Source organism: Solibacillus palustris (genome assembly GCF_022549215.1).
Taxonomy (GTDB): Bacteria; Bacillota; Bacilli; order Bacillales_A; family Planococcaceae; genus Solibacillus; species Solibacillus daqui.
In genome coordinates this window covers 156123-179988 of record NZ_JAKZFC010000001.1, presented here as the reverse complement: position 1 = coordinate 179988, position 23866 = coordinate 156123, and the positions used below count along the sequence as shown (strand labels likewise).

24 protein-coding genes are annotated in these 23866 nt (G+C 39.2%); 6 read left to right on the top strand and 18 right to left on the bottom strand.

Translation table 11 applies throughout. The annotated features are described in order from the left end of the window. Positions 1 to 34 precede the first annotated feature (34 nt). On the top strand, positions 35 to 361 hold the full coding sequence (locus LZ480_RS00825; protein ID WP_241367433.1) for a DUF779 domain-containing protein: 327 nt from the start codon (positions 35 to 37) through the stop codon (positions 359 to 361). An 813-nt stretch (positions 362 to 1174) separates the two neighbouring features. Here the strand turns inward: LZ480_RS00825 and LZ480_RS00820 are convergent. The 16 genes from LZ480_RS00820 to LZ480_RS00745 form a co-directional block, all read right to left on the bottom strand. Further along, positions 1175 to 2374 carry an MFS transporter gene (locus LZ480_RS00820; protein ID WP_241367432.1) on the bottom strand — a complete coding sequence of 400 codons (1200 nt, stop codon included), beginning with the start codon at positions 2372 to 2374 and terminating at the stop codon, positions 1175 to 1177. A gap of 1 nt (position 2375) precedes the next feature. After that, positions 2376 to 3656 (bottom strand): TRAP transporter large permease, encoded by a 1281-nt coding sequence (locus tag LZ480_RS00815; protein ID WP_241367431.1) that lies wholly within the window; start codon positions 3654 to 3656, stop codon positions 2376 to 2378. Further along, positions 3653 to 4162 carry a TRAP transporter small permease gene (locus LZ480_RS00810; protein WP_241367430.1) on the bottom strand — a complete coding sequence of 170 codons (510 nt, stop codon included), beginning with the start codon at positions 4160 to 4162 and terminating at the stop codon, positions 3653 to 3655. The genes LZ480_RS00815 and LZ480_RS00810 overlap by 4 nt, the downstream gene beginning before the upstream one ends. A 39-nt stretch (positions 4163 to 4201) precedes the next feature. Beyond that, positions 4202 to 5218: a TRAP transporter substrate-binding protein gene (locus LZ480_RS00805; protein WP_241367429.1), complete on the bottom strand. Its 1017-nt coding sequence runs from the start codon at positions 5216 to 5218 to the stop codon at positions 4202 to 4204. A gap of 15 nt (positions 5219 to 5233) precedes the next feature. Further along, positions 5234 to 5434 carry a 4-oxalocrotonate tautomerase gene (locus tag LZ480_RS00800; RefSeq protein ID WP_241367428.1) on the bottom strand — a complete coding sequence of 67 codons (201 nt, stop codon included), beginning with the start codon at positions 5432 to 5434 and terminating at the stop codon, positions 5234 to 5236. Between the two features lie 13 nt (positions 5435 to 5447). Beyond that, positions 5448 to 6221 carry a 2-keto-4-pentenoate hydratase gene (locus LZ480_RS00795; RefSeq protein WP_241367427.1) on the bottom strand — a complete coding sequence of 258 codons (774 nt, stop codon included), beginning with the start codon at positions 6219 to 6221 and terminating at the stop codon, positions 5448 to 5450. After that, positions 6218 to 7231, bottom strand: coding sequence for a 4-hydroxy-2-oxovalerate aldolase (gene dmpG, locus LZ480_RS00790; RefSeq protein WP_241367426.1), 1014 nt, complete (start codon positions 7229 to 7231; stop codon positions 6218 to 6220). The genes LZ480_RS00795 and dmpG overlap by 4 nt, the downstream gene beginning before the upstream one ends. Continuing rightward, positions 7228 to 8118 (bottom strand): acetaldehyde dehydrogenase (acetylating), encoded by an 891-nt coding sequence (locus tag LZ480_RS00785; RefSeq protein ID WP_241367425.1) that lies wholly within the window; start codon positions 8116 to 8118, stop codon positions 7228 to 7230. The genes dmpG and LZ480_RS00785 overlap by 4 nt, the downstream gene beginning before the upstream one ends. An 8-nt stretch (positions 8119 to 8126) precedes the next feature. Beyond that, positions 8127 to 8909, bottom strand: coding sequence for a 2-keto-4-pentenoate hydratase (locus tag LZ480_RS00780; RefSeq protein WP_241367424.1), 783 nt, complete (start codon positions 8907 to 8909; stop codon positions 8127 to 8129). A gap of 16 nt (positions 8910 to 8925) precedes the next feature. Then, complete coding sequence (locus LZ480_RS00775; protein WP_241367423.1) at positions 8926 to 10386, bottom strand: aldehyde dehydrogenase; 1461 nt, start codon at positions 10384 to 10386, stop codon at positions 8926 to 8928. A 177-nt stretch (positions 10387 to 10563) separates the two neighbouring features. After that, entirely contained in the window at positions 10564 to 11022 is a 459-nt protein-coding gene (locus LZ480_RS00770; RefSeq protein ID WP_241368638.1) for a RidA family protein, read from the bottom strand. A 2-nt stretch (positions 11023 to 11024) separates the two neighbouring features. Next, positions 11025 to 12029, bottom strand: coding sequence for an amidohydrolase family protein (locus tag LZ480_RS00765; RefSeq protein ID WP_241368637.1), 1005 nt, complete (start codon positions 12027 to 12029; stop codon positions 11025 to 11027). Beyond that, positions 12026 to 12583 carry a 3-hydroxyanthranilate 3,4-dioxygenase gene (locus tag LZ480_RS00760; RefSeq protein WP_241367422.1) on the bottom strand — a complete coding sequence of 186 codons (558 nt, stop codon included), beginning with the start codon at positions 12581 to 12583 and terminating at the stop codon, positions 12026 to 12028. Before LZ480_RS00760 ends, LZ480_RS00765 begins: the two co-directional genes overlap by 4 nt. A gap of 86 nt (positions 12584 to 12669) precedes the next feature. Beyond that, positions 12670 to 13419, bottom strand: coding sequence for an IclR family transcriptional regulator (locus LZ480_RS00755; RefSeq protein WP_241367421.1), 750 nt, complete (start codon positions 13417 to 13419; stop codon positions 12670 to 12672). A 16-nt stretch (positions 13420 to 13435) separates the two neighbouring features. Continuing rightward, on the bottom strand, positions 13436 to 14914 hold the full coding sequence (locus LZ480_RS00750) for a 4-hydroxyphenylacetate 3-hydroxylase family protein (protein WP_241367420.1): 1479 nt from the start codon (positions 14912 to 14914) through the stop codon (positions 13436 to 13438). Positions 14915 to 14933: 19 nt separating this feature from the next. Further along, positions 14934 to 15413, bottom strand: coding sequence for a flavin reductase family protein (locus tag LZ480_RS00745; protein WP_241367419.1), 480 nt, complete (start codon positions 15411 to 15413; stop codon positions 14934 to 14936). A 707-nt stretch (positions 15414 to 16120) separates the two neighbouring features. Between LZ480_RS00745 and LZ480_RS00740 the strand changes: the two genes are divergently transcribed. From LZ480_RS00740 to LZ480_RS00730, 3 genes are read left to right on the top strand one after another with little or no spacing between them, the layout of a single operon-like run. Then, positions 16121 to 16885, top strand: a complete 765-nt coding sequence (locus LZ480_RS00740) for a conserved phage C-terminal domain-containing protein (RefSeq protein WP_241367418.1) — start codon at positions 16121 to 16123, stop codon at positions 16883 to 16885. Beyond that, positions 16885 to 18135: a replicative DNA helicase gene (locus LZ480_RS00735; protein WP_241367417.1), complete on the top strand. Its 1251-nt coding sequence runs from the start codon at positions 16885 to 16887 to the stop codon at positions 18133 to 18135. Before LZ480_RS00740 ends, LZ480_RS00735 begins: the two co-directional genes overlap by 1 nt. 4 nt (positions 18136 to 18139) lie before the next feature. Further along, positions 18140 to 18598 carry a hypothetical protein gene (locus LZ480_RS00730; protein ID WP_241367416.1) on the top strand — a complete coding sequence of 153 codons (459 nt, stop codon included), beginning with the start codon at positions 18140 to 18142 and terminating at the stop codon, positions 18596 to 18598. An 85-nt stretch (positions 18599 to 18683) separates the two neighbouring features. Here the strand turns inward: LZ480_RS00730 and dcm are convergent, their stop codons facing one another. After that, entirely contained in the window at positions 18684 to 19940 is a 1257-nt protein-coding gene (dcm, locus tag LZ480_RS00725; protein ID WP_241367415.1) for a DNA (cytosine-5-)-methyltransferase, read from the bottom strand. 182 nt (positions 19941 to 20122) lie between these two features. On the opposite strand from dcm, the gene LZ480_RS00720 reads away from it, so the two are divergent. Beyond that, positions 20123 to 21529 (top strand): Sau3AI family type II restriction endonuclease, encoded by a 1407-nt coding sequence (locus LZ480_RS00720; protein WP_241367414.1) that lies wholly within the window; start codon positions 20123 to 20125, stop codon positions 21527 to 21529. Here the strand turns inward: LZ480_RS00720 and LZ480_RS19975 are convergent. Then, complete coding sequence (locus tag LZ480_RS19975; RefSeq protein ID WP_241367413.1) at positions 21526 to 22245, bottom strand: hypothetical protein; 720 nt, start codon at positions 22243 to 22245, stop codon at positions 21526 to 21528. The two genes, LZ480_RS00720 and LZ480_RS19975, sit on opposite strands and share 4 nt — an antisense overlap. A 306-nt stretch (positions 22246 to 22551) precedes the next feature. Between LZ480_RS19975 and LZ480_RS00710 the strand changes: the two genes are divergently transcribed. Further along, complete coding sequence (locus LZ480_RS00710; RefSeq protein WP_241367412.1) at positions 22552 to 23853, top strand: serine hydrolase domain-containing protein; 1302 nt, start codon at positions 22552 to 22554, stop codon at positions 23851 to 23853. The last annotated feature ends 13 nt before the right edge of the window (positions 23854 to 23866 follow it).

The following is a 23866-nucleotide window of genomic DNA, read 5'->3' as shown; positions in this document are numbered from 1 at the left end:
TCCCTTTTTTCATGCGAAAAGGAGGTTTAACTTAATGGAAAAATTAATCGCAACAGACAAGGCTATTGAAGTAATCGAACTGTTAAAGAAAAAGCACGGCAATTTGTTGTTTCAGCAATCTTCGGGCTGCTGTGATGGCACGGTGCCGATGTGCTTTCACGCGGATGGCCATTATATTAGCAGTCAAAATGTACGTGTTGGTGAAATTGCAGGTGTGCCTTATTATATTGATAAAACACAGGATACGTATTTAAAACATATGCAAATTATTGTCGATGTCATGGAAGGTATGGGTGCTTCTTTTTCACTTGAAAGCGCTGAAGGCTATGCGTTTATGATGCACTCAAAAGTAATGAAATAATTAAATGATCACTCATATTTATGCCCATTGATATTTTTGAAAACACGATTAAACCAAGATATAGCAAAGTACTATGATGACGACGTTAGTGTCATATGAAAAAAGCCGATTCACACTAGAAGCCCTAGTATGAATCGACTTTTCTTATTAAAACTCATAATGAGCATTTTTCAATACAAAATTTGGATTCAAGTGTATTTATATAATACAGTCCGTTCTGCTACGTTACGGGGGACGCTTTTCTGGGGGCGTGGCTTCAACTAACTATATATATAGTGGATTTTCCGCGCACGCTTAATCCCCTAGAAGTCGCCCCCTTCACTTCGCGGCACTCTACTATAAAACTAAAGTTGGTTTTTATTACAAAACTTTTGAATGAAGTGTACAGAATTGAACTTTGTAATTGAAATAAAGTCCACTTTCGTCTAAAATGATTTTATTTTTGAGACACTCAAAATAGCTCATTTTTCTACAGAGCTAACTTGTAACCATAGATACAATTTGTATACAGCGTACTATTTTATTCTTCACCGCCGCCTCGCGATAGCGTAAGTGGCAACATTGGACTCTTTTACCTTTATAAAAAACGTAACATTTTAATTTGGCGGGCCTTGCATGCGGCATTAAAGACAGTAGTATGGACACGTAACACGTGGCCATAATGCGGTCATGCCGTAGCCCGCCGAAAATTAGTAACACTGTACTTAATCCATTTTTTGTTAGTGAATTTGCTCAATGTTAGTTAAGTTTAATAACTATAATATCCCGAGATTTATTAGTTTTACAGCTACTTCGATACAATCAAGTATGGTTCTAAATTATGCCACTGCTCTTCTTTTTACTAAACAGCACCCCTACAATAATCAGTGCACATAAACTACTTGCACATGCTAAAAAAGCCCCTGCTTGTACATAATTAGCTTTATCTAAAATAAGTCCAAAAAGCGGTGGGATAATAAAGACCCCTACCGACGCAAATGTCACGCTAAAGCCACTTGCCGAACCACTTAATGTTTTTGGGACACTTTCAACAGCTAAGTTCATCCAAACACCATTAAACCCCGAAAGCGAAAAGCCAATCGTGGCAATAACAAGGAGCAATAGCAGATGATCTTGCACGATATGTAACCCATATAAAGCGAACGGTAGCCAAAGCGCAATTATCAACAGCGCTAACCAGCGATTGCTACGTAGAAATTTGTCGCTAATGACACCCCATAAAACGCGACCAAGTGCACCAAAAATTTCGGAGCAAGCAAGCGCCAAACCTGCTAAATAAATGGCCCATACTTTCACCTCTACTAAATACAATAGAAGATACGTATTAAAGGTAATTTGCATCCCCATTAAAATGAGCGCAATTAACGTAGTAAATAAAAGCGGCGTTGAGCTCATTATTTTTTTTAACTGTGTAACTAATGAAACTTCCGTAGCACTATATGAAAGAAACGTTTCCTTATGCGGCTTTAATAACCAATATACGAACACACCCATTACTAATAATAAAAGGGATGCCATTGCAATGGTTGGCTGCCAGCCTATGTGCTGTGCAAAGCCGATTAACACAATACTCGACAAAGCCGAGCCAAGCGTAATCGACATTTGCTTCACACCCATCGGCAGCGCAATTTTATGAATCGGATAAAGCTGTACAAGCATTTTATTCGTTACAGGATGCATGCCACCATATCCAAGCCCCGCTAACATAATAAAAAGAAGCGCTAAAAAATAACTTTCATCAATTGTAGAGAGCAACAAAAATCCGCCCCCTACAATTGACATTAATATTAGCATCAGCCGGTGGGTCGCCATATAATCTGCTATAAACCCAATTGGTAATGTGGCTAAAAATTGCCCCACGAATAACGCCGTTGGTAAAAAGCCAATTTGAAAATTGGTCAGCGCTAGGCTTTCTCCAATATACGCTGCAAATGGATTTAGGCTTCTTCCAACAAACGCAGTTAATAGCTGAGCAATAACGATGAGAAAAACGAGCCATCTTAACTGCTTCATATTAGAATCCTAGCATTCTAGGAATGACCAATACTAAATCTGGAATATAGGTAATAATAAATAATACGACAACCGATACGATAATGAACGGGAAAACCGCCTTTACTAGTCGTTCAAACTTAATATCTGCCATCGATGATACGATGAATAGCCCTGTACCTACTGGTGGTGTTAATAAACCTAGCGTTAAGTTAATACAAATAATCACCCCGAAATGTACCGGATCGATTTGAAGCGCGTGTACTAGAGGCATTAATACTGGTACTAAAATAACAAGCGCTGCAATACCATCGATTAACATACCAACAATTAATAACAAAACGTTAACTAATAGTAAGAACACCCATGGACTTTCTGTGAAGCTTAAAATTAAGTCGGCCATTAATTGTGGAATTTGCTCAAACGCTATCATCCAACCAAAAATGTTGGCCATAATGATTAAATAGGTCACCGTCGCTGTATTTGTCACAGTGTTAACCAGCATTTTCGGAAACTTTTTAAGATCGAGCTCACGGTAAACAAATAACCCGATGATAATTGCTAAAAAGCATGCAACTGCCGCTGACTCAGTTGCAGTAAAAACGCCACGTAAAATTCCGACAACGACTACTAATGGAATTAATAATGCAGGTAACGTTTTTACTGTCCCTTGCAAAATCTCCTTAAAAGAATGGCGTTTACTTTTTGGGAAATTATTTTTGTAGCCCAAATATGCAATCATTCCCATAAAGGCAAGTCCATATAAAATCCCCGGTAAAATCCCAGCCATGAACATCGCACCAATCGATGTGCTCGACAACGTTCCATAAATAATGAAAATCATACTTGGTGGAATTATTGGGGCAATAATTGATGAAGCAAGCGTAATTGCCCCTGCAAACTCACGCTTATAGCCCTCTTTTTCCATTTGCGGCACCATCACTTTACTCATCATCGCTGCTTGTGCGTTGGCAGATCCTAAAATAGACGCTAAAAACATATTCGCTACGACGGTTACATACGCCAAACCGCCACGAAAATGACCTAAAATTAGCTTTGCAAAGTTCACAAGACGTGTCGTAATACCGCCCTCATTCATAATTTCACCCATTAACATGAATAGCGGAATCGCTAATAAACCAAAATTTTCGAGCCCTGAAAACATGCGTAAAGGCGTAGAATCTAGTAGTATCGCTTGCCCATTAATTAAAAAGTAAACAACTGTCGTAATCCCCAATACTAAAGAAATTGGAATACCTAAAATTAATAAAATGACAAATACAGCGATTGTAATAAATGTCATACTAATTCATCTCCAATCTCTTTTTCTTGTAGTTTTTCTTCATTTTTTAATAGACGAATTAGACGTGCAACAATGTGAATTATCGCAAATAATATACCCGTTGGCACAGCGCTATATGGAATCCACATCGGCATGCCAAGAGACGTAGATTTTTGGAGCATCGTTGAAGGCAGCATAAGCCATTTCACGGAATATACTAAAATAATGATTAGAAAAGCTAACATAATTACATCTTGGACAATTTTTAACATTCGTTGCTTATTCTCTGATAAAGCATCAAGTAAAAAAGTAACTGCGGCTTGCGTACCATACTTCAAGCCCCAGCTACCTCCTATGAATGAAAACCAAATGAATAAGTAAATCGAAACTTCCGTTGCCCAAGGGAGTGGATCAGATAATACATAGCGAAAAAATACAGCTGTTACCATGATAATCGTTAAAATCGCCATTAAAACGCCCATAATAACTTCCTCTACACTTGTAATAACATTGCTGAGCTTTGTCATCCTACACCCTCCAAATCACTGTTCGATTACTTCATTTGATTAACGGTTCGCTTCAATGAATTGCTTAATTAAATCTGACTGACCACCGTACTCACTGTCGAATGCTTCAATTTGCTTTTCGAACACGCTTGCATCTAGGTCATATACTTCCATGCCTTGACTTTCTAACTCTTTGCGGAATTCTTCTTCTTGACCAGCACGTGTTGTTACAGCGAATTCACTTGCTACTTTCCAAGCTTGTGTTACGGCATCCTGTGCATCTTGTGAAAGGGCATTGAATTTTTTCTCATTTGTTAAAATTGTTGAAGGCCATACCATGTGGTTTGTTACAGCTACATATTTTGCGATTTCCGCATATTTATTTGTAATTGTTGCGTCTAAGTCCATGTCCATTCCATCAATAACGCCCGTTTGTAACGCCGAATATACTTCTGTTAATGATAAAGATTCTGGCGCCGCGCCTGCATTACGGTAGAATGACTGTAGTGCTGGACTTGGTGTTACACGTAATTTTAAGCCATTTAAATCATCTGTCGAATTGATTTTTACATCCTTCGTAACCATCGTACGTTGCCCTGCAAATAAATACGTTAAGCCTTTAAGACCTGTGCCTTCCACTTTCTTTAGTACTTGCTGCCCTAAATCGGATTGTGCTACTTTATTTGCTTCCTCTAATGAATCGAATAAATAAGGCGCAAACCATGCTGCCATTTCTGGTGTACGAGATGTTAAATAGGCCGCTGTAATCATCGCCATATCTACTGAACCCGCTTCTACTTGCTGTACCATGTCCGCCTCAGAGCCTAATTGACTCGCTGGGTAAATTTCAACGGACATTTTACCGCCAGTAATCGATTCCAGTTCTTCTTTGAATTTTTCAGAAGCCTTGTGCCACATGTGATCAGTAGGTGTAATATGCGCTAACTTAAACGTTACTTCTGGATAATCACCTGATCCTGCTGAAGTGCTCGTAGTGACTGTTTTTTCATCATTATTACATGCCGCTAAAACTAGAAGTAACATAAGCATTGCTGCAAAACTTAAAAACTTTTTCATGAAATTGAATCCCCTCTATTCCTTGTTTTTTCGATACTCAGTCATCGTTTCACCTGCGATGCCCCAATGATCTAATGGAATTTCTTGAATAATGATGCGAATGCTTTCTTTCGGAGCGTCAGCAACTCTCGCTAGCATCTCCGTCATTTCATAAATAATCTGTCGTTTTTGTTCCGCACTGCGACCTTCTAATAATTGAATTTGTACAATTGGCATAGAATTCTCACCATTACTTCACATTTATTGTTAGGCTACCTAACACACCATAATCCGCTGTCACTGTATCGCCTGCTTTTACAGCTACTGCGTCCGTCATGGCACCTGCTAATACAAGCTGGCCTGGTTGAATGCCGCGCCCTTCTTTGCTTAGCAAATTGAGCAGCTCAATCACAGAATGAATCGGATGATCTAAAATTGCTGCACCAACACCTTCATACTTTCGCTCACCATTGTGATACACATCTACTTTAATTTGTGCCCAGTCCGTTGTTGTCGGTGCATATGGCTGACTTCCCATTAAGAATTTTGTGGAAGAAGCATTGTCTGCTATAACATCCATTAACGAAAAGGCAAAGTTTTCGTAGCGACTATCAATTACTTCTAGTGCTAAATAAACGTATTCAACTGCTGACCATACTTCATACGCCGTTAAATTTTCACCGGCAATCGCACTTTTGAATGTAAAAGCGACTTCCGGCTCGATACGCGGATGAATGTGATCTGCTGCTGTAATTTCGTTATGATTCATTAACATATTATTTGTTAAGCGACCGTAAATTGTTGACTCCACACCTACTTGAAGTTGCTTCGCTTTACTCGTTAAACCCATCTTCCATCCGATAAATGCATTGCTTGCTGAAATCGATTTTTCGATGCTAAGACGTTGAATTTCGTATGCCTCTTCAAGCGTTAAAGTTGGGTTACTATTCGTAATTTTTTCGATTGCTGTTTTTTCTGATTGTGCTGTTGCTACGCGCTCTACAAATTCATAAATTGTACTCACGATACTCTCACCCTTTTTTCTGCCATTTGTTGTGCTACTTCAATAATCATATCTTCTTGTCCACCAACTACTTTACGCTTACCAAGCTCAACTAAAATATCGCGTGCATCGACACCGAATTTTTCTGACGCAAGGACGGCGTGACGTAAAAAGCTTGAATAGACACCGGCATAGCCCATAATGAAGCTACCGCTCGTAATATCTTGCGGCGCTGGTAAAAGATTCGTGCGCACATCATCTGCCAAGTCGAGCATTTTGTAAAGGTCGATACCCGTTTCATATCCTAAGCGTTCTAATACACCAACCAATACTTCTGTTTGTGTATTTCCGGCTCCTGCACCTAAGCAGCACACACTCCCATCAATACGGTTGGCGCCTGCCTCAATAGCTGCAAGAGTGTTCGCAACCGCCAATGATAAATTATTGTGTGCATGGAAGCCGATATCTACCGACAAATGCGCCTTTAATAAACTAATGCGAGCGGTTACATCACTTGGTAGCATTGCACCTGCAGAATCCGTCACGTAAACAACATCTGCCCCGTAAGATTCCATTAGCTTCGCCTGCTCCAAAACAACTTCTGGTGGAGCACTGTGCGCCATCATTAAGAAGCCGACTGTCTCCATTCCCATCGTTTTTGCTGTTTCAATATGCTGCTTTGAAACATCTGCTTCTGTAACATGTGTTGCTACACGTACCATGCGAGCGCCGGCATCATATGCCTTTTTTAAATCTTCAATCGTACCAATACCTGGTAACAACAAAACCGCAATCGTTGAATTACCGGCTACTTTCACCGCTTCTTTTACAAGCTCGATATCATATTCCTTTGAAAAACCATACTGTAAAGATGACCCACCTAAACCGTCTCCGTGCGTCACTTCGATATAAGGCACACCCGCAGCGCTTAGTTGCTTCGTTACATTGCGCACTTGTTCTTTTGTAAACTGATGACCGACTACATGGCTTCCATCGCGTAAAGCTACTTCTGTTACTAACAACTTTTTCATGAAATTTGCACCCCTTTTTGCTGGAGCTGCTGTGCAATCAATTCAGCGACTTTCAAGCTTGCAGCCGTCATAATATCTAGGTTGCCGGCATACACCGGTAAATAATCGCCAAGCCCTTCTACTTCCAAAAACACTTTTACTTCGCGTCCATCGATTAATGGCTCGATTTTTAAGCGGTAGCCTGGCACATATGCATTGACTGCCTGTACCATTTCCTCAATTGCTTGCTTAATTTGCGCAGGGTCTTTTGCTTCTTCCTCCAATAAACATGAAACGGTATCACGCATAAGCATCGGTGGCTCTGCTGGATTCAAAATAATAATGGCTTTTCCTTGCTTGGCACCGCCTACTTGCTCAATCGCACGCGCCGTAGTTTCTGTAAATTCATCAATGTTCGCACGCGTTCCTGGACCAGCGCTTTTAGAAGCGATCGTTGCAACAATTTCGGCATAGGCGACACTTTGCACGCGAGAAATCGCATAGACAATCGGAATCGTTGCTTGCCCACCGCATGTAATCATATTGACAACAGGCTGCTCGATATGATTTTGCAAATTAACAGCCGGTACAACAAAAGGACCGATTGCTGCAGGTGTCAAATCAATGACACGCTTTCCTAGTGGCACCAATGCATCCACATGTGCTTGATGCGCTTTTGCTGATGTCGCATCAAATAAAATATCTGCTAGCTCAGGTTGCTGTAAAAAACCTTCGATACCGTTTGAAATTGTGTGGATACCCGCATCCTGTGCAAGTTTTAATCCATCTGATGCTGGATCAATTCCGATTAACACGGACATTTCTAATTCGTCAGAGCGCATTACTTTTTTCATAAGATCGGTACCGATGTTGCCCGACCCGATAATTCCAACCTTCACCTTTTTCATAGAACCTCCTATTTTCGACAGCTTAATTGAATTTTTCCGAGCGTTTCACCAAAGTCCGCTACAAATTCGTCCCCTGGGCTTGCATCCAGTGCGGCAGATAGAGCGCCTGATAAAATGACTTCGCCTTTTTTCACCCCAATATTAAAATCAGCTAACCGGTTAATCAGCCATACAACACAAGCTGCCGGGTTTCCTAATACATCTGTCCCTTTGCCGCTATTAATTAGCTCTCCATTTTTATAAAAATTCATTTCCACTCCCGGTAAATCAATCGCATCAATCGGCTTCTTGACATCACCTAACACATATTTAGCTGACGATGCATTGTCCGCAATCGTATCAAGCAGTTTGATTTTCCAATCTTTAATCCGGCTATCCACAACTTCAAGACTCGCAACAACATAATCCGTTGCGGCAAGTACTTGATCTAATGTGACATTCGGGCCGATTAAGTCTTCTTTCAGGACAAACGCAATTTCTGCCTCTACACGTGGCTTAATGCACTCACTGCAGTCGAGCACATTGTTTGTAATCGCCATTGATTCTAGTAAATGCCCATAGTCTGGTTCATCTACATTTAGCAGCTGCTGCATCGCGAGTGATGTTAAACCAATTTTTTTGCCCGTAATGCGATCGCCTGCATTTACTTTACGGTGTACTTGCTCGAGCTGAATCCAGTAAGCATCCTTCATACTTAAGCTTTCGATTTGCTCCGTCAACGGCGCGATGCCTTGACGCGTCTTTTCTGCTTGCGAAATTCTACTAGACCATTCAATTAAATTTACACTCATCGTGCGTCACCCACTTTTATAATTTGATTGTTACGTTCGATTGTTCACAATAAAACTCGAAGCTATGTGCGCCGCCTTCACGCCCGATGCCACTTTGCTTCATGCCGCCAAATGGTGTACGTAAATCGCGTAAATACCATGTATTCACCCAAACGATGCCCGATTCGATTTGCCCTGCTACACGATGCGCACGACGTAAATCATTTGTCCAAATTGTCGCCCCTAAGCCATACGTTGTATCATTCGCATAGCCAATCACCTCTTCCTCTGAATCAAATGGCAACACCGTAACGACAGGACCAAAAATTTCTTCTCTCACACAGCGTGAATTTTCATCTAGACCTATAATAATTGTTGGCTCAATAAAGTAGCCTTTTTCCATATGTGCTGGACGTTTACCACCCGTTAAAATCGTTCCGCCTTCTTCTTTCGCAATATCGATATAGCCCATTACTTTTTCGTAATGTTCCTTCCCTACAACGGAGCCGATATTCGTATTGGCATCGAATGGATCACCAACAACAAGCTCCTTTGTGCGCGCTACAAACTTTTCTAAAAATGCATCCATGATCGAACGCTCAACGTAAATTCGTGACGCACATAAGCAAACTTGCCCTTGATTGCGGAAGCTTGAATGCAGGGTTGTTTCTACTACTTCATCGATATCTGAATCCGCAAAAATAATGGCAGGGTTTTTGCCGCCTAGCTCAAATGATACTTTCTTTAATGTTGGCGCTGCCGCTTTCATAATGGTCGTTCCTGTACGCGTTTCACCAGTAAATGTAATCGCATCAACAAGTGGGTGCTCTGATAAAAACGCCCCTGCTGAATCTTTACCGAAACCGTGGACAACATTGACAACGCCATCTGGTACGCCCGCTTCCTTACAAATTTCTGCTAGCTTCGTTGCTGTCATCGGTGTTAACTCCGCCGGTTTCATAACAGCTGTACTGCCCGCCGCTAAACACGGTGCAAGCTTCCATGTTAATAATAAAAGTGGCAAGTTCCATGGGTTAATCATGGCCACAACCCCTACTGGACGCGTTACTGTGTAATGGAGCGCGATATTATCCTGGTTATACGCCTCATTACCTAATGACGTAACATAATCCGCAAAAAAGTGGAAGTTATGCGCCGCTCGTTTAATGTCCATTTCCATTGCTAATGCATAAGGCTTGCCTGTATCAAGTGCCTCAAGCATTGCGAACTCCTCAACATTTTCTAAAATTAAATCACCAATTTTGCGAATGATTTGCGAACGTTGCTTCACTGTGTATGTAGACCATTCGCCTTTTGCTGCTGCTTTTGCTGCTTTCACCGCAAGATCAACCTCATATTGTGTTGCCTCTGACACCCATCCGATTACTTCTTCTGTTGCTGGATTTATATTTAAAAACTTTCGATCTTCAGTAGCCTCTACATATTGACCGTTAATGAAATTGCGACAATCGATTCCTTTTATCTGTACTTGTTGCATATCTTCCTACACCTTTGTGCAGGGTTCACCTCACTTTACGTCGTTGTATAAAGAGAAAGTTTGCTAAGTTGGGGTTTCCTCATCCACCACCGAGCATTAGCCTTCACCAATCGGATAAAATAAGGCAGCCTCAAAGAAGATGAAGCGATTACTCCCTTAAAGCTGCCGTACGTACTGTTATTCTTCTATCTCAACAATCATTTCGATTTCGATTGCTGTATTATTTGGTAACTGCGCCATTCCTACCGCTGAACGTGCATGCTTTCCTTTTTCGCCGAACACTTCAACGAGTAGATCCGATGCACCATTCATAACCTTTGGCTGCTGCGTGAAATCAGGAGTAGAATTGACCATTCCCAAAATTTTTACAATGCGCTTGACCTTCGATAGATCACCTAGCTCATGCTTTAACACCGAAAGTAAATTGATCATCGATTGGCGTGATGCCGCATAGCCATCCTCTACTGTTAAATCAGCACCTAGCTGACCGTGATATTGGTCAACCCCCTGCCCCGATGTGAAAATTAAATTTCCCGTGCGCACACAGCCTACATAATTTCCAACTGCCGATCGTGGCGTGCCCAGCGTAATGCCGAGCTTCTCTAATTGCGATTCTGGCGTTTGTGTTTCGTTCATCATTATTTACTCACACCACTCTTTGCTAAATTTAAAAACTGGCGCGCATTTTCACCAAGCACAGCCTTCTTCACTTCATCTGAAAGTTGTAGCGACTCATCTACGACTTTGCCTGGATTAATCTCGCGTAGTAAAAATGGATAATCCGAACCCATAATAATTTTGTCATGGCCAAAGCGCTCTAATAAAAAGGCAAAATTGTCTTTGTCATATACGAGCGAATCGAAGTAAAACTTTTTCGCATAATAGCTTGGTGGATGCTCTGTCAGACGTAAATGTGGCCATACTTCCCATCCTTGATCTAAGCGCGGTAAAATATAGGCAAATGAACCCCCACCATGCGCAAAGCATACTTTGAGATTCGGATACTTTTCCATCACACCACTCCAAATTAAGCTAGCAGCAGCAAGAGCTGTCTCACTCGGCATACCAACTGTGTACATAAAGTTGTGGCGTGGTGTGCGCTCTTTCGCCATCGTTTCCCATGGGTGGATAAAGAGTGGCATTTCTAGCTCCTCTGCCGCTTGGAAAAACGGTAGCAAATAGTCTGCATCTAAGTTTTCGCCATTTACATTTGTACCAATTTCAATACCCACTAAACCAAGCTCCTTGCAACGACGCATTTCTGCAATCGCTACCTCTGCATCTTGCATGGGCACTGTGCCTAACCCAACAAAATACGCCGGATATTCCTTTACTGTCTCGGCGATAAAATCATTTTGGAATTGTGCCATTTCAAGCGCTTGCTCTACCGGTGCCCAATATGAAAATGTTACGGGAACAGGCGAAATCACTTGCATATCAACGCCTTCTTTTTTCATATCCTCAATGCGCTTTTTCGGGTCCCACACTTGGTCTGTTACTTCGCGAAACAAATTGCCACTTACCATAATATCCGCGCCACAAGAGCATTTTTGCTCCAGTACCGGCCATTTATCATTGCCAAATTTCTCCGCAAAATTCGGTAAATTTAACGGATAAATGTGCGTGTGGAAGTCGATTCTCATACTTGCCATTCCTCAACTTTTTCGGACATTACATGATTGCATTTATCACATGTACGCAATTCTTCTGAGCTGTTGAAATGTGCAATACCCTCTGCAATTTGTTGTCCGATATTTGTTACTTGTAACGTTACGCGGTGAACTTCGTGATCGCATTTTTCACATAACCATACTAAATCTTCTAGTTCGCCTTCTTTGCGTTTATATTCAATAACAATGCCGTATGTGTCAGCTACGCGGTGCGGAGAATGCGGTACGTTGCCTGGTAAAACAAACATTTCGCCTTCTTTTACTTCGATTACTTCACGTTTGTTTTCGTCGTTAATAATTTCAACATAGCAAGAGCCTTTTACTTGGTAGAAAATTTCATCTGAAGGGCTCACGTGGAATTCACGACGCGCGTTTGGACCGCCAACTAACATCACTAAAAACTGAGAATCATTCCAAAGCACTGTATTATTTACTGGTGGCTTTAATAAATCCTTATTTTCCTCGATGATTTTCCAAATGTTTTGAGAGCGTGCTTGCATTGTGCTTACTTCAGTAGAATTGTTCATTGTAAAACCTCCTAATTTTTATATGCTATGCGCCCGACTTACTTCGCTTCATGGAGGAAAAGAATAAGCCAATTACATAAGCAATTTTAAATTGTTATATAGCCAATCTCGCGCGATATAGTCTGCGCAGAGCGAATAACCTCTTTTAAAATAAGTTGATAATTATGTTCCTGAATGTAATCGATATCGCATACGAAGTTGAACGCCGCAATCACTTGCCCACTATAGCTTTTAATGGGTGCAGCGATTCCGAATGTACCGGTCTCGTTTTCACCATTGCTCACAGCAAAGCCCTGTTTATGAATCACCTGTAGCTCCTTCTTCAAAACGCCTATATCCGAAATCGTATTTTTCGTAAACTTTTGCATCCCACGTTGCTCAACCGCCTTCACAAAAGAGGGATTATAGGCAAGCAACACTTTTCCTATGCTGGTCGCATGAGCTGGGAAGCGCGTTACGCCGATATAGGTGGGCAGTACATCTGAATGAGGCGAAACATTTTTAAAGATGAAGCGCACTTGACCGTTATCAAACATTCCCACATGCACGCTGCCTTTAAAACGATTCACTAGACTTGCCGCAATTGGTGCGACTTTTTCATTCATTTCTTGCTGGTACATTACTTTGTTGCTCCACTCTAAAATGCGCCAGCCAAGGCGGTATTTACGGTTTTTGTCCTGCATTAAAATATTTTCCTCGCACATCGTCTTTAAAAAATGATGTACAGAGCTAACAGGAAGATCTAGCATTTCTGCAATTTGTTTGTTGGACAAAGCTAATTCACTTTCAAAAAATAAATCAATAATTTGTGCCATTTTACTTACAGAAGCGATCATTCCCATTACCCCCTGATTAGTTTGTTTGTGGCTCTTTTACCGTATCTTCCTTCGCTAAAATTGCATTTGCTAAATCAAGTGCATGATCCTTTTTGTACTTGTTGTAGAAAATTGCGCGCTTACGAACTGGATCCCCCGTGTAGTAACGCTCATACTGTAACGCACGCATACCGAATGCCTCGCCACATAAATCCCAAGCTAACTTAAAGATTTTCATGCGTGCCTCTGCATCGATACCGGCACGACCACCGTAATGACGATCGATAGTTGGACGTAGCTCCTCACTTAAGAAGTCCGCCTCTGTTGGCATCATAAGTAAGCCTCCTGCGCCAATCGCCTGCATTACTTCAATGGTGCGTGGATACATATCCGGCATCATGCCGCGAATTGTTTCTAATACGACTGGGTTCAAACGTGCCTCTCCCTGCTCTGTAATCGTATATTCACGCTCTGCTGTGCGCAGGAGCGAACGAATAACCTCTGTATTTTGGATTAACTCACCTAAATCCCGTTGCACGTGTAAATATTGGTCTGCTCCAATTGAATCTGCTACTTTACAAGCAACCTCTACCGCAAATTTCAGCTTAATATAGCCGCGTACACCTGATTGATGCGCTGGCTGCTCTGCTATACCTGTCATAGGATACAGCAGGTTTGCTGCCTCTACGTTGTTGTATAGGAATACTTTATCCCAAGGAACAAGTACATCCTCGAAAACTAGCAGCGCGTCCATCTCTTCATAGCGCGATGCAAGTGGATGATCAAATGTCGACCGTGTACCATCTTGCACTGGCTCTCGACAAATAATTTTTAACCCTTTTACATCAATCGGTACGGCAAACGCTAGCGCATATCGCTCATCGCCAGGTGCAAAACCTGGGAACGAATAAATAATCACTTCATCCGTTAATGCTGCTAACGTAGCTAACATTTTTGCTCCGCGTACAATAATCCCTTCAGCACGCTCCTCTACAACGCCAAGATGCGTAAACTGATCGGCCTGCTCATGCGAATTTTTACTACGGTCATTTTGTGGATTAACAATCGCATGCGTTAAGAAAATATCGTTATCACGTAAATGCTTGTAATAGTTTTCAATATTCGTCGCCCAGTCTTCATTGTATTTACGTAAAAACCAAGAATTTTGCGCTAATGATGTAACGACTGTATTTAAGAAATCTGGCGTACGTCCCATTAATCCGAATGTTTGGCGTGCAACAACTTCAAACGCCTTACTACGCTTCATAATATCCTCATAATTGTGTGGCATTAAAAACGATGTCGCCATCCGCTCGCCCGTTTCTTCGCACACAACTGTTAAATCTTCCTGATACGCTGGCTCATGCTGCATATCATATAACTTCGCAATCTCTAATGCAGGCTGATTAAAATATGGCTCATCCAAAATGCTTTCAACGATTTTCCCGTTTAACCAAACTTCCGGCTTACGCGACTTCAATGCTTCGAGATACTGTGCTCCAGTACGAATTCCCATCATCTACACCCCTTTAAATTTATTGCACTTCTTGGCTTTTATACATCTCCGTTGAACCCATCTTGCCTTCAAAAAATGTTAATGAATCGCCGCTTCTACGATCAAATTCTGTAATTTCTCCAACAAACAGCACATGATCCCCTGCATCATATTGCTTCCAATGCTTGCATTTAAAGTAGCCTGACGCACCTGCTATACTTGGCGAATCTCCCTCTTTATTCCAGGAAATATCCAATTCCTCTTGAGGTCGTCCCGCAAACTGCCAGGCAATCGCCTCTTGATCATCTGCTAGCACATTAATAGTGAAAGGTTTATTTTGTAACTGCTCATATGAATTTGCTTTTTTATCAATCGAAATAAGGGCAAGCGGTGGCTCTAACGACACCGATGTAAAGGAATTCACCGTAATGCCATTAATCCCCACATCATCAAACCAAGTCACAACGGTTACACCTGTGGGAAACTTTCCAAAAGCCTGTCTTAATAACTTAAAGTCCATTGTAAAAATCCCCTTTCAAATTATTAATATGATAATATCAAAAGGGAATAAAGCGCTTACACAGTAAAATTTCACAATATGAAATTTTCAAAATTTTTTGTTATTAATATATTTATTTCTATTTGATTCAATATATTCATAATTAATTAAAATCTATCAATACTATCTCACTCCCTACCTTCATCTATAAGTCACCTCGTATTTCCCGATAGTTTAAAAATAGTTCCATGAGCTGGAGCTTTAACTTCGACACTATTAAAATGGTAAAATTAAAACTATCTTATCTATGAAAAAAGCAAGATCATTAAAAATATTATGCTTCACTGGCACATCGCTAAACACTTGTGCAGCCTGCATATCCATTGCAAGTCATGACGGTGCTGTTGTGTATCTATTTCTTTTTTCCTCTACCACCTCAACTGAATATTGCTCTGTTGCCATTCTCCTCACGCAATCCGCATTGTTCCTTTCTCAAGATCGATTAGCATCCATACTGACGGGAAAACCTTGTACATTCACAATATTTTTGTTTGTGGTACTCAAAATAATTAGAGTATTAAAGATTTTTAAAAGATATATATTGTCGTATCAAAAGCGATACGACCATGGATTATTTAAAAAAATAAAATAAATTTTCATCGAGCGTCCCTTTTTTTGATCCCTCTTGTTATTTAGTAAGTAAGAACGATTACAAGGAGGCGCAAAAAATGAACTTATTAACAAACGAAAAACCACTCATTGTCTTACCAAATGTCGCTACTGTTATTGGTGTGGATGAAGCCATTTTGCTACAGCAGCTTCACTACCGTCTACAGCAGCAAACCGTCTTGCAAAATGGAGAGGCTTGGTATTGCCAATCACACGCGAATTGGAGAAAGCAGCTGCCATTTTGGAATGAACCAAAAATTAAGCGCATCATCCTACAGCTTGAACAATTAGAGCTTGTGCACTCAACAGATAGGTTCAACCAATTTTATGTAGATCGTACGAAGTGGTACAAAATCGATTACGACAAATTACAAAGCATGCTTGCTGACTACAAGGAGCAGCACAGCATTGACGACGATGCATTCGCACAAATGACAACAATTTCAAAAGATAATCAAAACGCGCCAAAGCGCAACAAAAAGACAGCTCAAAACGAAAAGCTGACCGAAAAAATTGACTCGGTACTGACATATTTAAACGACAAGGCTTCTAAAAGATTTAGTCTAAAATCGCAGGCAAATCGCAATTTTATTAGCGCTCGCTTGAAGGAGGGTTACAGTGTTGAGGATTGCTGCTTAGTCATTGATGAGCAAGTGATGAGCTGGCTAGATGATCACGAAATGGAGAAATATTTGCGACCAATGACGCTATTTCGACCATCTAACTTTGAAAGTTATTTAAATAACGCCCTGTCGAAGAAGGACACACAAACGCGTATGCTAAAAGCTGTTGTTCTCGATTTTAATGCCGGGGAGGACTGGTGATGAAAAGAGAATTTTTGGAGCAGAGTATTTTAGCAACGATGCTAGAAGAAAATTATTTAATTTTAGATAGTGGGCTTACACCAGAAATGTTTTATGGCCAACACCATCGCATGCTGTTTGCAATGATGCGCGAACTTGCACTTGAAAACCATCCCGTGGATTTCATGACACTCAGTGCGCGCTTTGAGCAGATCACGCAAATAGGACTTCCCTATGTAACAGAGCTCATTCATTTTTCAAATCCTGAAAAATTCGATGCTTATGTGCAGCTACAGCGCGAAATTTGGTGCGAAAAGCAAAAAGGACAAATTTTGTTTCAAGCAACAGAAGGCGATTGGGCAATACCGCAAATTATTCATGCGCTCGATCAAACACAACTTCAAGGGGAAATCATCGATACAACAATTGCCAATAGGTTAATCGATATGGAGAACCGTCCATTTGAAGAAACGACAACACCGGGTCTTATCGTTCCACATATTCAAGCGCTCGCCCAATTAATTGATGGCTTCCGACCAGGTGAGGTAACGATTTTAGCCGCACGACCATCAATGGGTAAAACCGATGTGATGAATAATCTAGCTCTTTATGCTGGGTGGAATGGTCATTTGCCTATCATCTTTTCACTCGAAATGAGCACACGTACGCTGCTCGACCGTATGATTGCAACAGCCGGTAACTATTCTCGACTGAAGCTACGCAATCCCAAGCGGTATTTTTCAGAGGAGCAAGCTAAAAACTGGCTGAACGTACTCAATCGTGTACTTAAAACAAAAATTCATATTGATGACCGAAGCCATTTGTCCATTGCCCAAATCCGCGCACAAGCAAGACGGATTATTCGTCAGCACCCAGCGCTTTCGCCAATTATTTTCATCGATTATTTGCAAATTATTCAATCCGAAAACGACCAGGATTTTTCAAACATTGCAACAACAAAAATAAGCCGTAGCCTAAAACAAATGGCCAAAGAATTCAATTGCCCGGTCATTTGCCTATCACAGCTTAATCGCAACGTGGAATCTCGTGGCAAAAAACGACCAATGATGAGCGATTTACGCGACTCGGGCTCGATTGAACAAGATGCCGATTTAATTGTTTTTCTCTACCGCGACTCGTATTACAATAACGATTTACAAGACAGCGGCGATTTACTTGAACTCATCGTTGCCAAAAATCGCAACGGTCCGACCGGTACTGCCTACGCCTTTTACAATCGCAATACTGGCCATGTCGTATCACGGGAATAATGCCATGAAAACAACAAATGTCTATCAGCTGCTTTTGGATATGGTCAAGTACGAACAAAACTTCGGCGCCTATTGGATTTACCTCGCACTCAAAAAGGGCTACCTGCAAAAGCACGACCGACCCGAACGCATATACGATGTGCCCTTCACCGAAGAGGAAATCAAAGAACTCCAGCACATGAACGCACAAGATGTACTCGGTATCAATCGCATCAAGCTTTACGCAACCGAGGTGAAGGACAAGGAGTACGCATTTTACTTCGCCGAAAACCCTGTCGATGCCCAACGCTTGCATGAGCAGCAGTTCAAGGCATATGCGGTGAAATGGCATAGTGTGTATAGGCAATTCCAGCACGAATCTGTACGCCTGCCACATACTGAGGAATGGATTTATGTATTTGAATTGAAGGAACGGTTCAAGGTATTTCCTGCTTTTGTTGGGGTGATTCGGGTGGATGAGTAGTTTAAGACGTTGGGGAAATAGGAAACCCCCGAGCCTGAGTGGGTTCGGGGGGTGTGAAGAAAGAAAACATAATAAAATACTATCTCTACACATTTAATTTTGTTTGCGTTGAAGTAATGGTTTCCTTCTGATTAATTTCAATAATTTTATTACCCATTTTTTCTATTAAATCAACAACAAGTGCGTTCCCCATACAGAAATAACGCATACGATTAGGCATACCTGCTGTCCAGTTTGTCGGGAAACCATTTAAACGCTCACATTCAATCGGTGTTAAAAATCGTTTTCGCCCATTGACTTCAATAATATGCGTACTTCGATTGACTGATGCTTCACTTGTTAACATCGTCCGACCCGGTCCATTAATATCGTCCGTTGGGGACATACCACCTTCTGAGAAAATATATTTGAAACCGTCTGCTGACGTACGCTCAATCTTTTTCGGACCACGTAAATATGCAAACTTTGTTGCTTGCTCTTCCGTTAAATAAAAGCTTTCATCTACATCTGATTCTTCTTGCAAAATATTTTTTAACGGCGTGAAGCTCTCATCTAAAATTTCCGTATGTGCAGTAAATACCTTACCTTCAATCATGACACCTGCCGTATGGAACTCATGTGCAAATGTATCTGAAATTTCAACAATATCCTTTGGCAGTTTTACTGTATTAATACGGTTTTTATATGGCTGTTTTTTTACAGGGAATGTTTGTGCAAAGAAACCCTCCTGAAACACGATTTTATCAGCTGTAAGCTTTAATTGTTTTTGTGCAAAGTCTAAATGATTTTTATAAGCAAAAATAAAGATACGACGACGCTTTTGCACAAATCCTACTTCCGCCGCATTCACTATACGCCATTCCACAATATAGCCTAAATCACGGAAAGTCGCTAACATCACTGCAAAATCACGACCGCGTTGCTTTGATGGTGACTTTAATAACCGATCAACATTTTCAAGCAAAATATATTTAGGGTGGGATTGCTCTACAAAACGCTTAATTTCCCAAAAAAGTACACCCTTCTTCCCCTCTAGACCTTGTTCATTATTTAAGCTACGCGCAACCGAATAATCTTGGCAAGGAAATCCACCTACTAAAAGGTCAATATTAAAATCATTAATTACAGTTTCAGGAACTGCAGCAATATCCTCATTACTATAATCATCCATACCTGTTTTAAAATTTTCTTTATAGCATTCAAATGCATGCTGCACTTTGCGAGAAGGCTCCCATTGGTTTGCCCAAACTGTTTTAAAAACATTTGCGTCCGCTCGTTCTAAACCTAATCGAAACCCGCCCACTCCTGCAAACAACTCGACTACGTTCAAAGTGTTTTTCATAGCGAACATCCTTTCTAATCTTTTCTATTATAATGAATGCAAACATGCTACGTCAAGATCAAATACTTAACAGTAATTCCATATTTGGAAATATTTAAATTAAATTCCTCCGAACTCAAGTTCCTTAATTTCTTGTAAGTTTGTATAATTTTGTATAATGTTATAAAGAATGGAGGTAGAACATGTTTGTTTATAATAAAGATTTATCAGAAGATGAAATCCTTACATATGCAAAAAATCTTGAAGGTATGCGATTAAAAGATATTGCAGACTCAGCCGAATTAAATAAATGGCTTTCTAAAAGTGCAAATAAAGGGGCAATTGGAAATGCAATTCAGGCTTGTTACTTTAATATCCCCGCGAATTCCATTAGAGAAGCAGATTTTAACTACCACAATTTAGAGTTAAAAGTAACTCCCATTAAACAAAACAAAAATAAAACATTATCTTCAAAAGAACGTCTTTCACTTACAATGATTGATTATATGAATGATTACAAACTTACTTTTTATGAAAGCAGTGTCTGGCACAAATGTGGCGAAATGCTATTAGTTTTTTATTTATATGAAGAAAACGTTTCTCCTGAGAATTTTATTATTTTAAAAGTAGAAAAGTTTATAATACCATCTGAAGATTTACCGCAAATTGAAGAAGATTATAATAAAATAACAAATAAAATAAAACTAGGAGAAGCTCATCTATTATCTGAAAGCCAAACTACATATTTAGCTGCCTCTACAAAGGGTGCAGGCAAAGGAAAAGATGGTAGAAAGCAACCTTTTTCAACTGAATTAGCAAATAGTCGTGGTTACTCATTTAAACCTAAATACATTGCAGAATATTTTAATTTAATTTATCATCCAAACAAAATAGAATCTTTAAAACTCGAGGAACAACAAACTTTAGATGGTTATATTAATAAAACTTTAGGAGCTTTTACAAATTTATCAACCGAAATAATCGAAAAAAACTTGAACTACTATCCTTATAAAAAAATTGATCAAGATAAATCGTATTTACCTAGACTTGTATCTAAAATGTTTGGCATCGATGGAACAGATTTAGATAAAGTGCAACAATTCCAAAAAGGAAATATTAAATTTAAAACCATTCGTATAAGACAAAAAAATTCCGACAATCAAGATATGTCCTTTCCAAATATCAATTTCCAGGAAATACAAGAGGTTAATTTTGAAGATTCAACTTGGTATGAATGGTTTGGTGAATTAAAGTATTTATTTGTCATTTTTGAGGACGTAGACAAATGTACCGTACTGCGTAAGCATTTATTATGGCATGCACCAGCTGACATGCTTGAAGCATTAGAAACACTTTATAACAAAATTAAATCTATGCTTATAAATAACGAAATTAAAATTGATATTAAAATAGGTCAGAATGGTAGAGAAACTTGGCATAACAACCTTCCTGGCAAAGGATTTGTTCCATACTTTCAAATTCGTTCAAAAGGAAATAAAGGCTCCTTATTCACCACACTTCCAGATGGTAGAAAGTTTAAAAAACAATGTTTATTTTTAAATAAAGAATATTTACATTCACTTATTAAATATCAAAAACGCCCAGATTAACTGGGCGTTTTTTCAATTTCTTTTATACTTCGATCTGGAACAAAATTATGAATATATGAACTTTCTCTTAAATAATCTATATATTCGTATACCTTTTCAATCTCATATCCCTCTAATTCTAGTGTCCTAGCAATTAGACTATACTCATTTGAAAGATTCGTTTTGAAAATCGCACTATCATCCGTATTAATTGTAATAGCTACATGTTTTTCATTTAGAACATCATCTAATCTGAATGTATTGATTCTAAAAAATGGAAAATCGATGTACTTGTTAACAAATGATATTTTTCGATTGGAACTCGGATTGGCTTCTACTACAATTCCTCTTTGTATAAGTTTTTCTTTTACTATTTTCTGGGCTAGTTTAACCATTTCAATCCAAATAGTATCGACTACAAATTCTTTTGGTTCTCCACTACATTTCAATAAATCTATATCAAATAAATAAAAATAATTCAGTTCTCTTGCACGTGGATTTAAAAAAGCTTCATTATACCAATCCATATTATTATTTCTATCAAAACAATGAAAACTTTTCAAATGTTCATTAATTTCTTCAAGTGACTTTACTACATCCAGTTTTGAATAAATTTCAATATTATCACTACGTAGTGCCTGGTAATGCCGTACCCGTACTCCTTGCCAAAACAGTTGCAATACCGATTGCCGAATGGGCTGTGCACTATTTACGAGAGCGCGAGCAACAACATACACAGCAGTTAATGCTGTTTTAGCGGACTAGATTTTTCTAGTTCGTTTTTTTTAATTTGTTTAAAAAAAGATCGAACATTTGAAACAAAATTCGATTATTTAAAATAAAGATTGATAAAAATTCTGTGATGATATGCAGGATTTTTTTATTCCACAATCGGGCCATTTATATGAATAACACTTCACAATAAATTGGATATTAATGCTAAAATATAGATAAGATTTTGAAAAGTGCACTTAAACTAACGGATAAATTTAGTTGAACAAGTAATTACAAAAATTTGTTAAGAAATTTTTTGGGGGAATGACATGATTACGGAAAAACGGATAGGTAGGTGGATCGAAAGGTACGAAGAAAATGGTTATTTGAATGGCTCCATTTTAATAGCTTCTAACGAAAACATTCTTTTAAATAAAGGTTTTGGTATGGCAAATTGGGAGCATGCTATACCCAATAAACCTACTACTAAATTTCGCATCGGCTCACTTACTAAGTCCTTTACATCTATTGCTATATTTCAATTACATGAAAAAAGAAAATTATGTATAGATGATTGTATAGGGAAGCATCTTCCTAATTATCCACAGGGTGAAAAAATTACAATCTATCATTGTTTAACAAACACTTCAGGGATTCCAAATTACGCAAGTTTTCCTGATTTTTGGTCTAAAACAATGAGACTCCCGATGACTTTACATCAACTGATTGATTCATTTAAACATCTTGAATTGAACTTCGAGCCTGGTGAAAAATTTGAATATTCGAACTCAGGATACGCATTACTAACAGCGATTATTGAACAAGTTTCAGGAATGTCCTATGCAGAGTACATACAAGAAAACATATGTCGCCCTTTGGGTATGAATAATACAGGCTGTGATGACGGAGTTAAGATAGTTGCAAATTTAGCTTCTGGTTATTCATTATGGGAAAATCCAATTCACTCAGTATACTCAGATTTATCATTTCCTTTAGGAGCCTATGGTCTATATTCTACAACAGAGGACTTATTCCTTTTGGATCAGGCATTAAAATCATCTCAGCTTCTTAGCAAAGAACTAATAGAAAAAATGTTTACGCCAAATCTCAGTTCATACGCTTCTGGTTGGGTAGTGTCAGATATGTTGGGTAGAAAATGTATGCACCATTTTGGAGATATTAGTGGGTTTTGTAGTAATTTTTTAAGATTTGTTGATGAACAAGTTACGATAATCTTTCTAAGCAATATGAATGTCACGCCTATAACACATTTAACGCAAGAAATGGCCAAGCTAATTTTTGATGAACATGTAACATTACCTCTTTCTTCTCAATCAATCAAATTTACTAACACGGAACATATTACGGGGAAGTATTTTATTGAAAATGATGAGAGCAAAATTTTAGACATCTCTATTAAAAATGGTGAACTATATTTAACAGTTCCTAAAATGTATGGGGTATTATATAAATTTAAACTTGTGCCAGTTAGTCACAGTGCATCAAAAACAACTTTTTTAACCGAAATGATTAATGAGCAAGTCATATTCCATTATTCATTGTCAGGTGAAATAGTAGATGTAGAGTATAAAGATTTTATAGAAAAAAACTATAAGCTTATAAAGACTTAGTTTCTAAATGTTA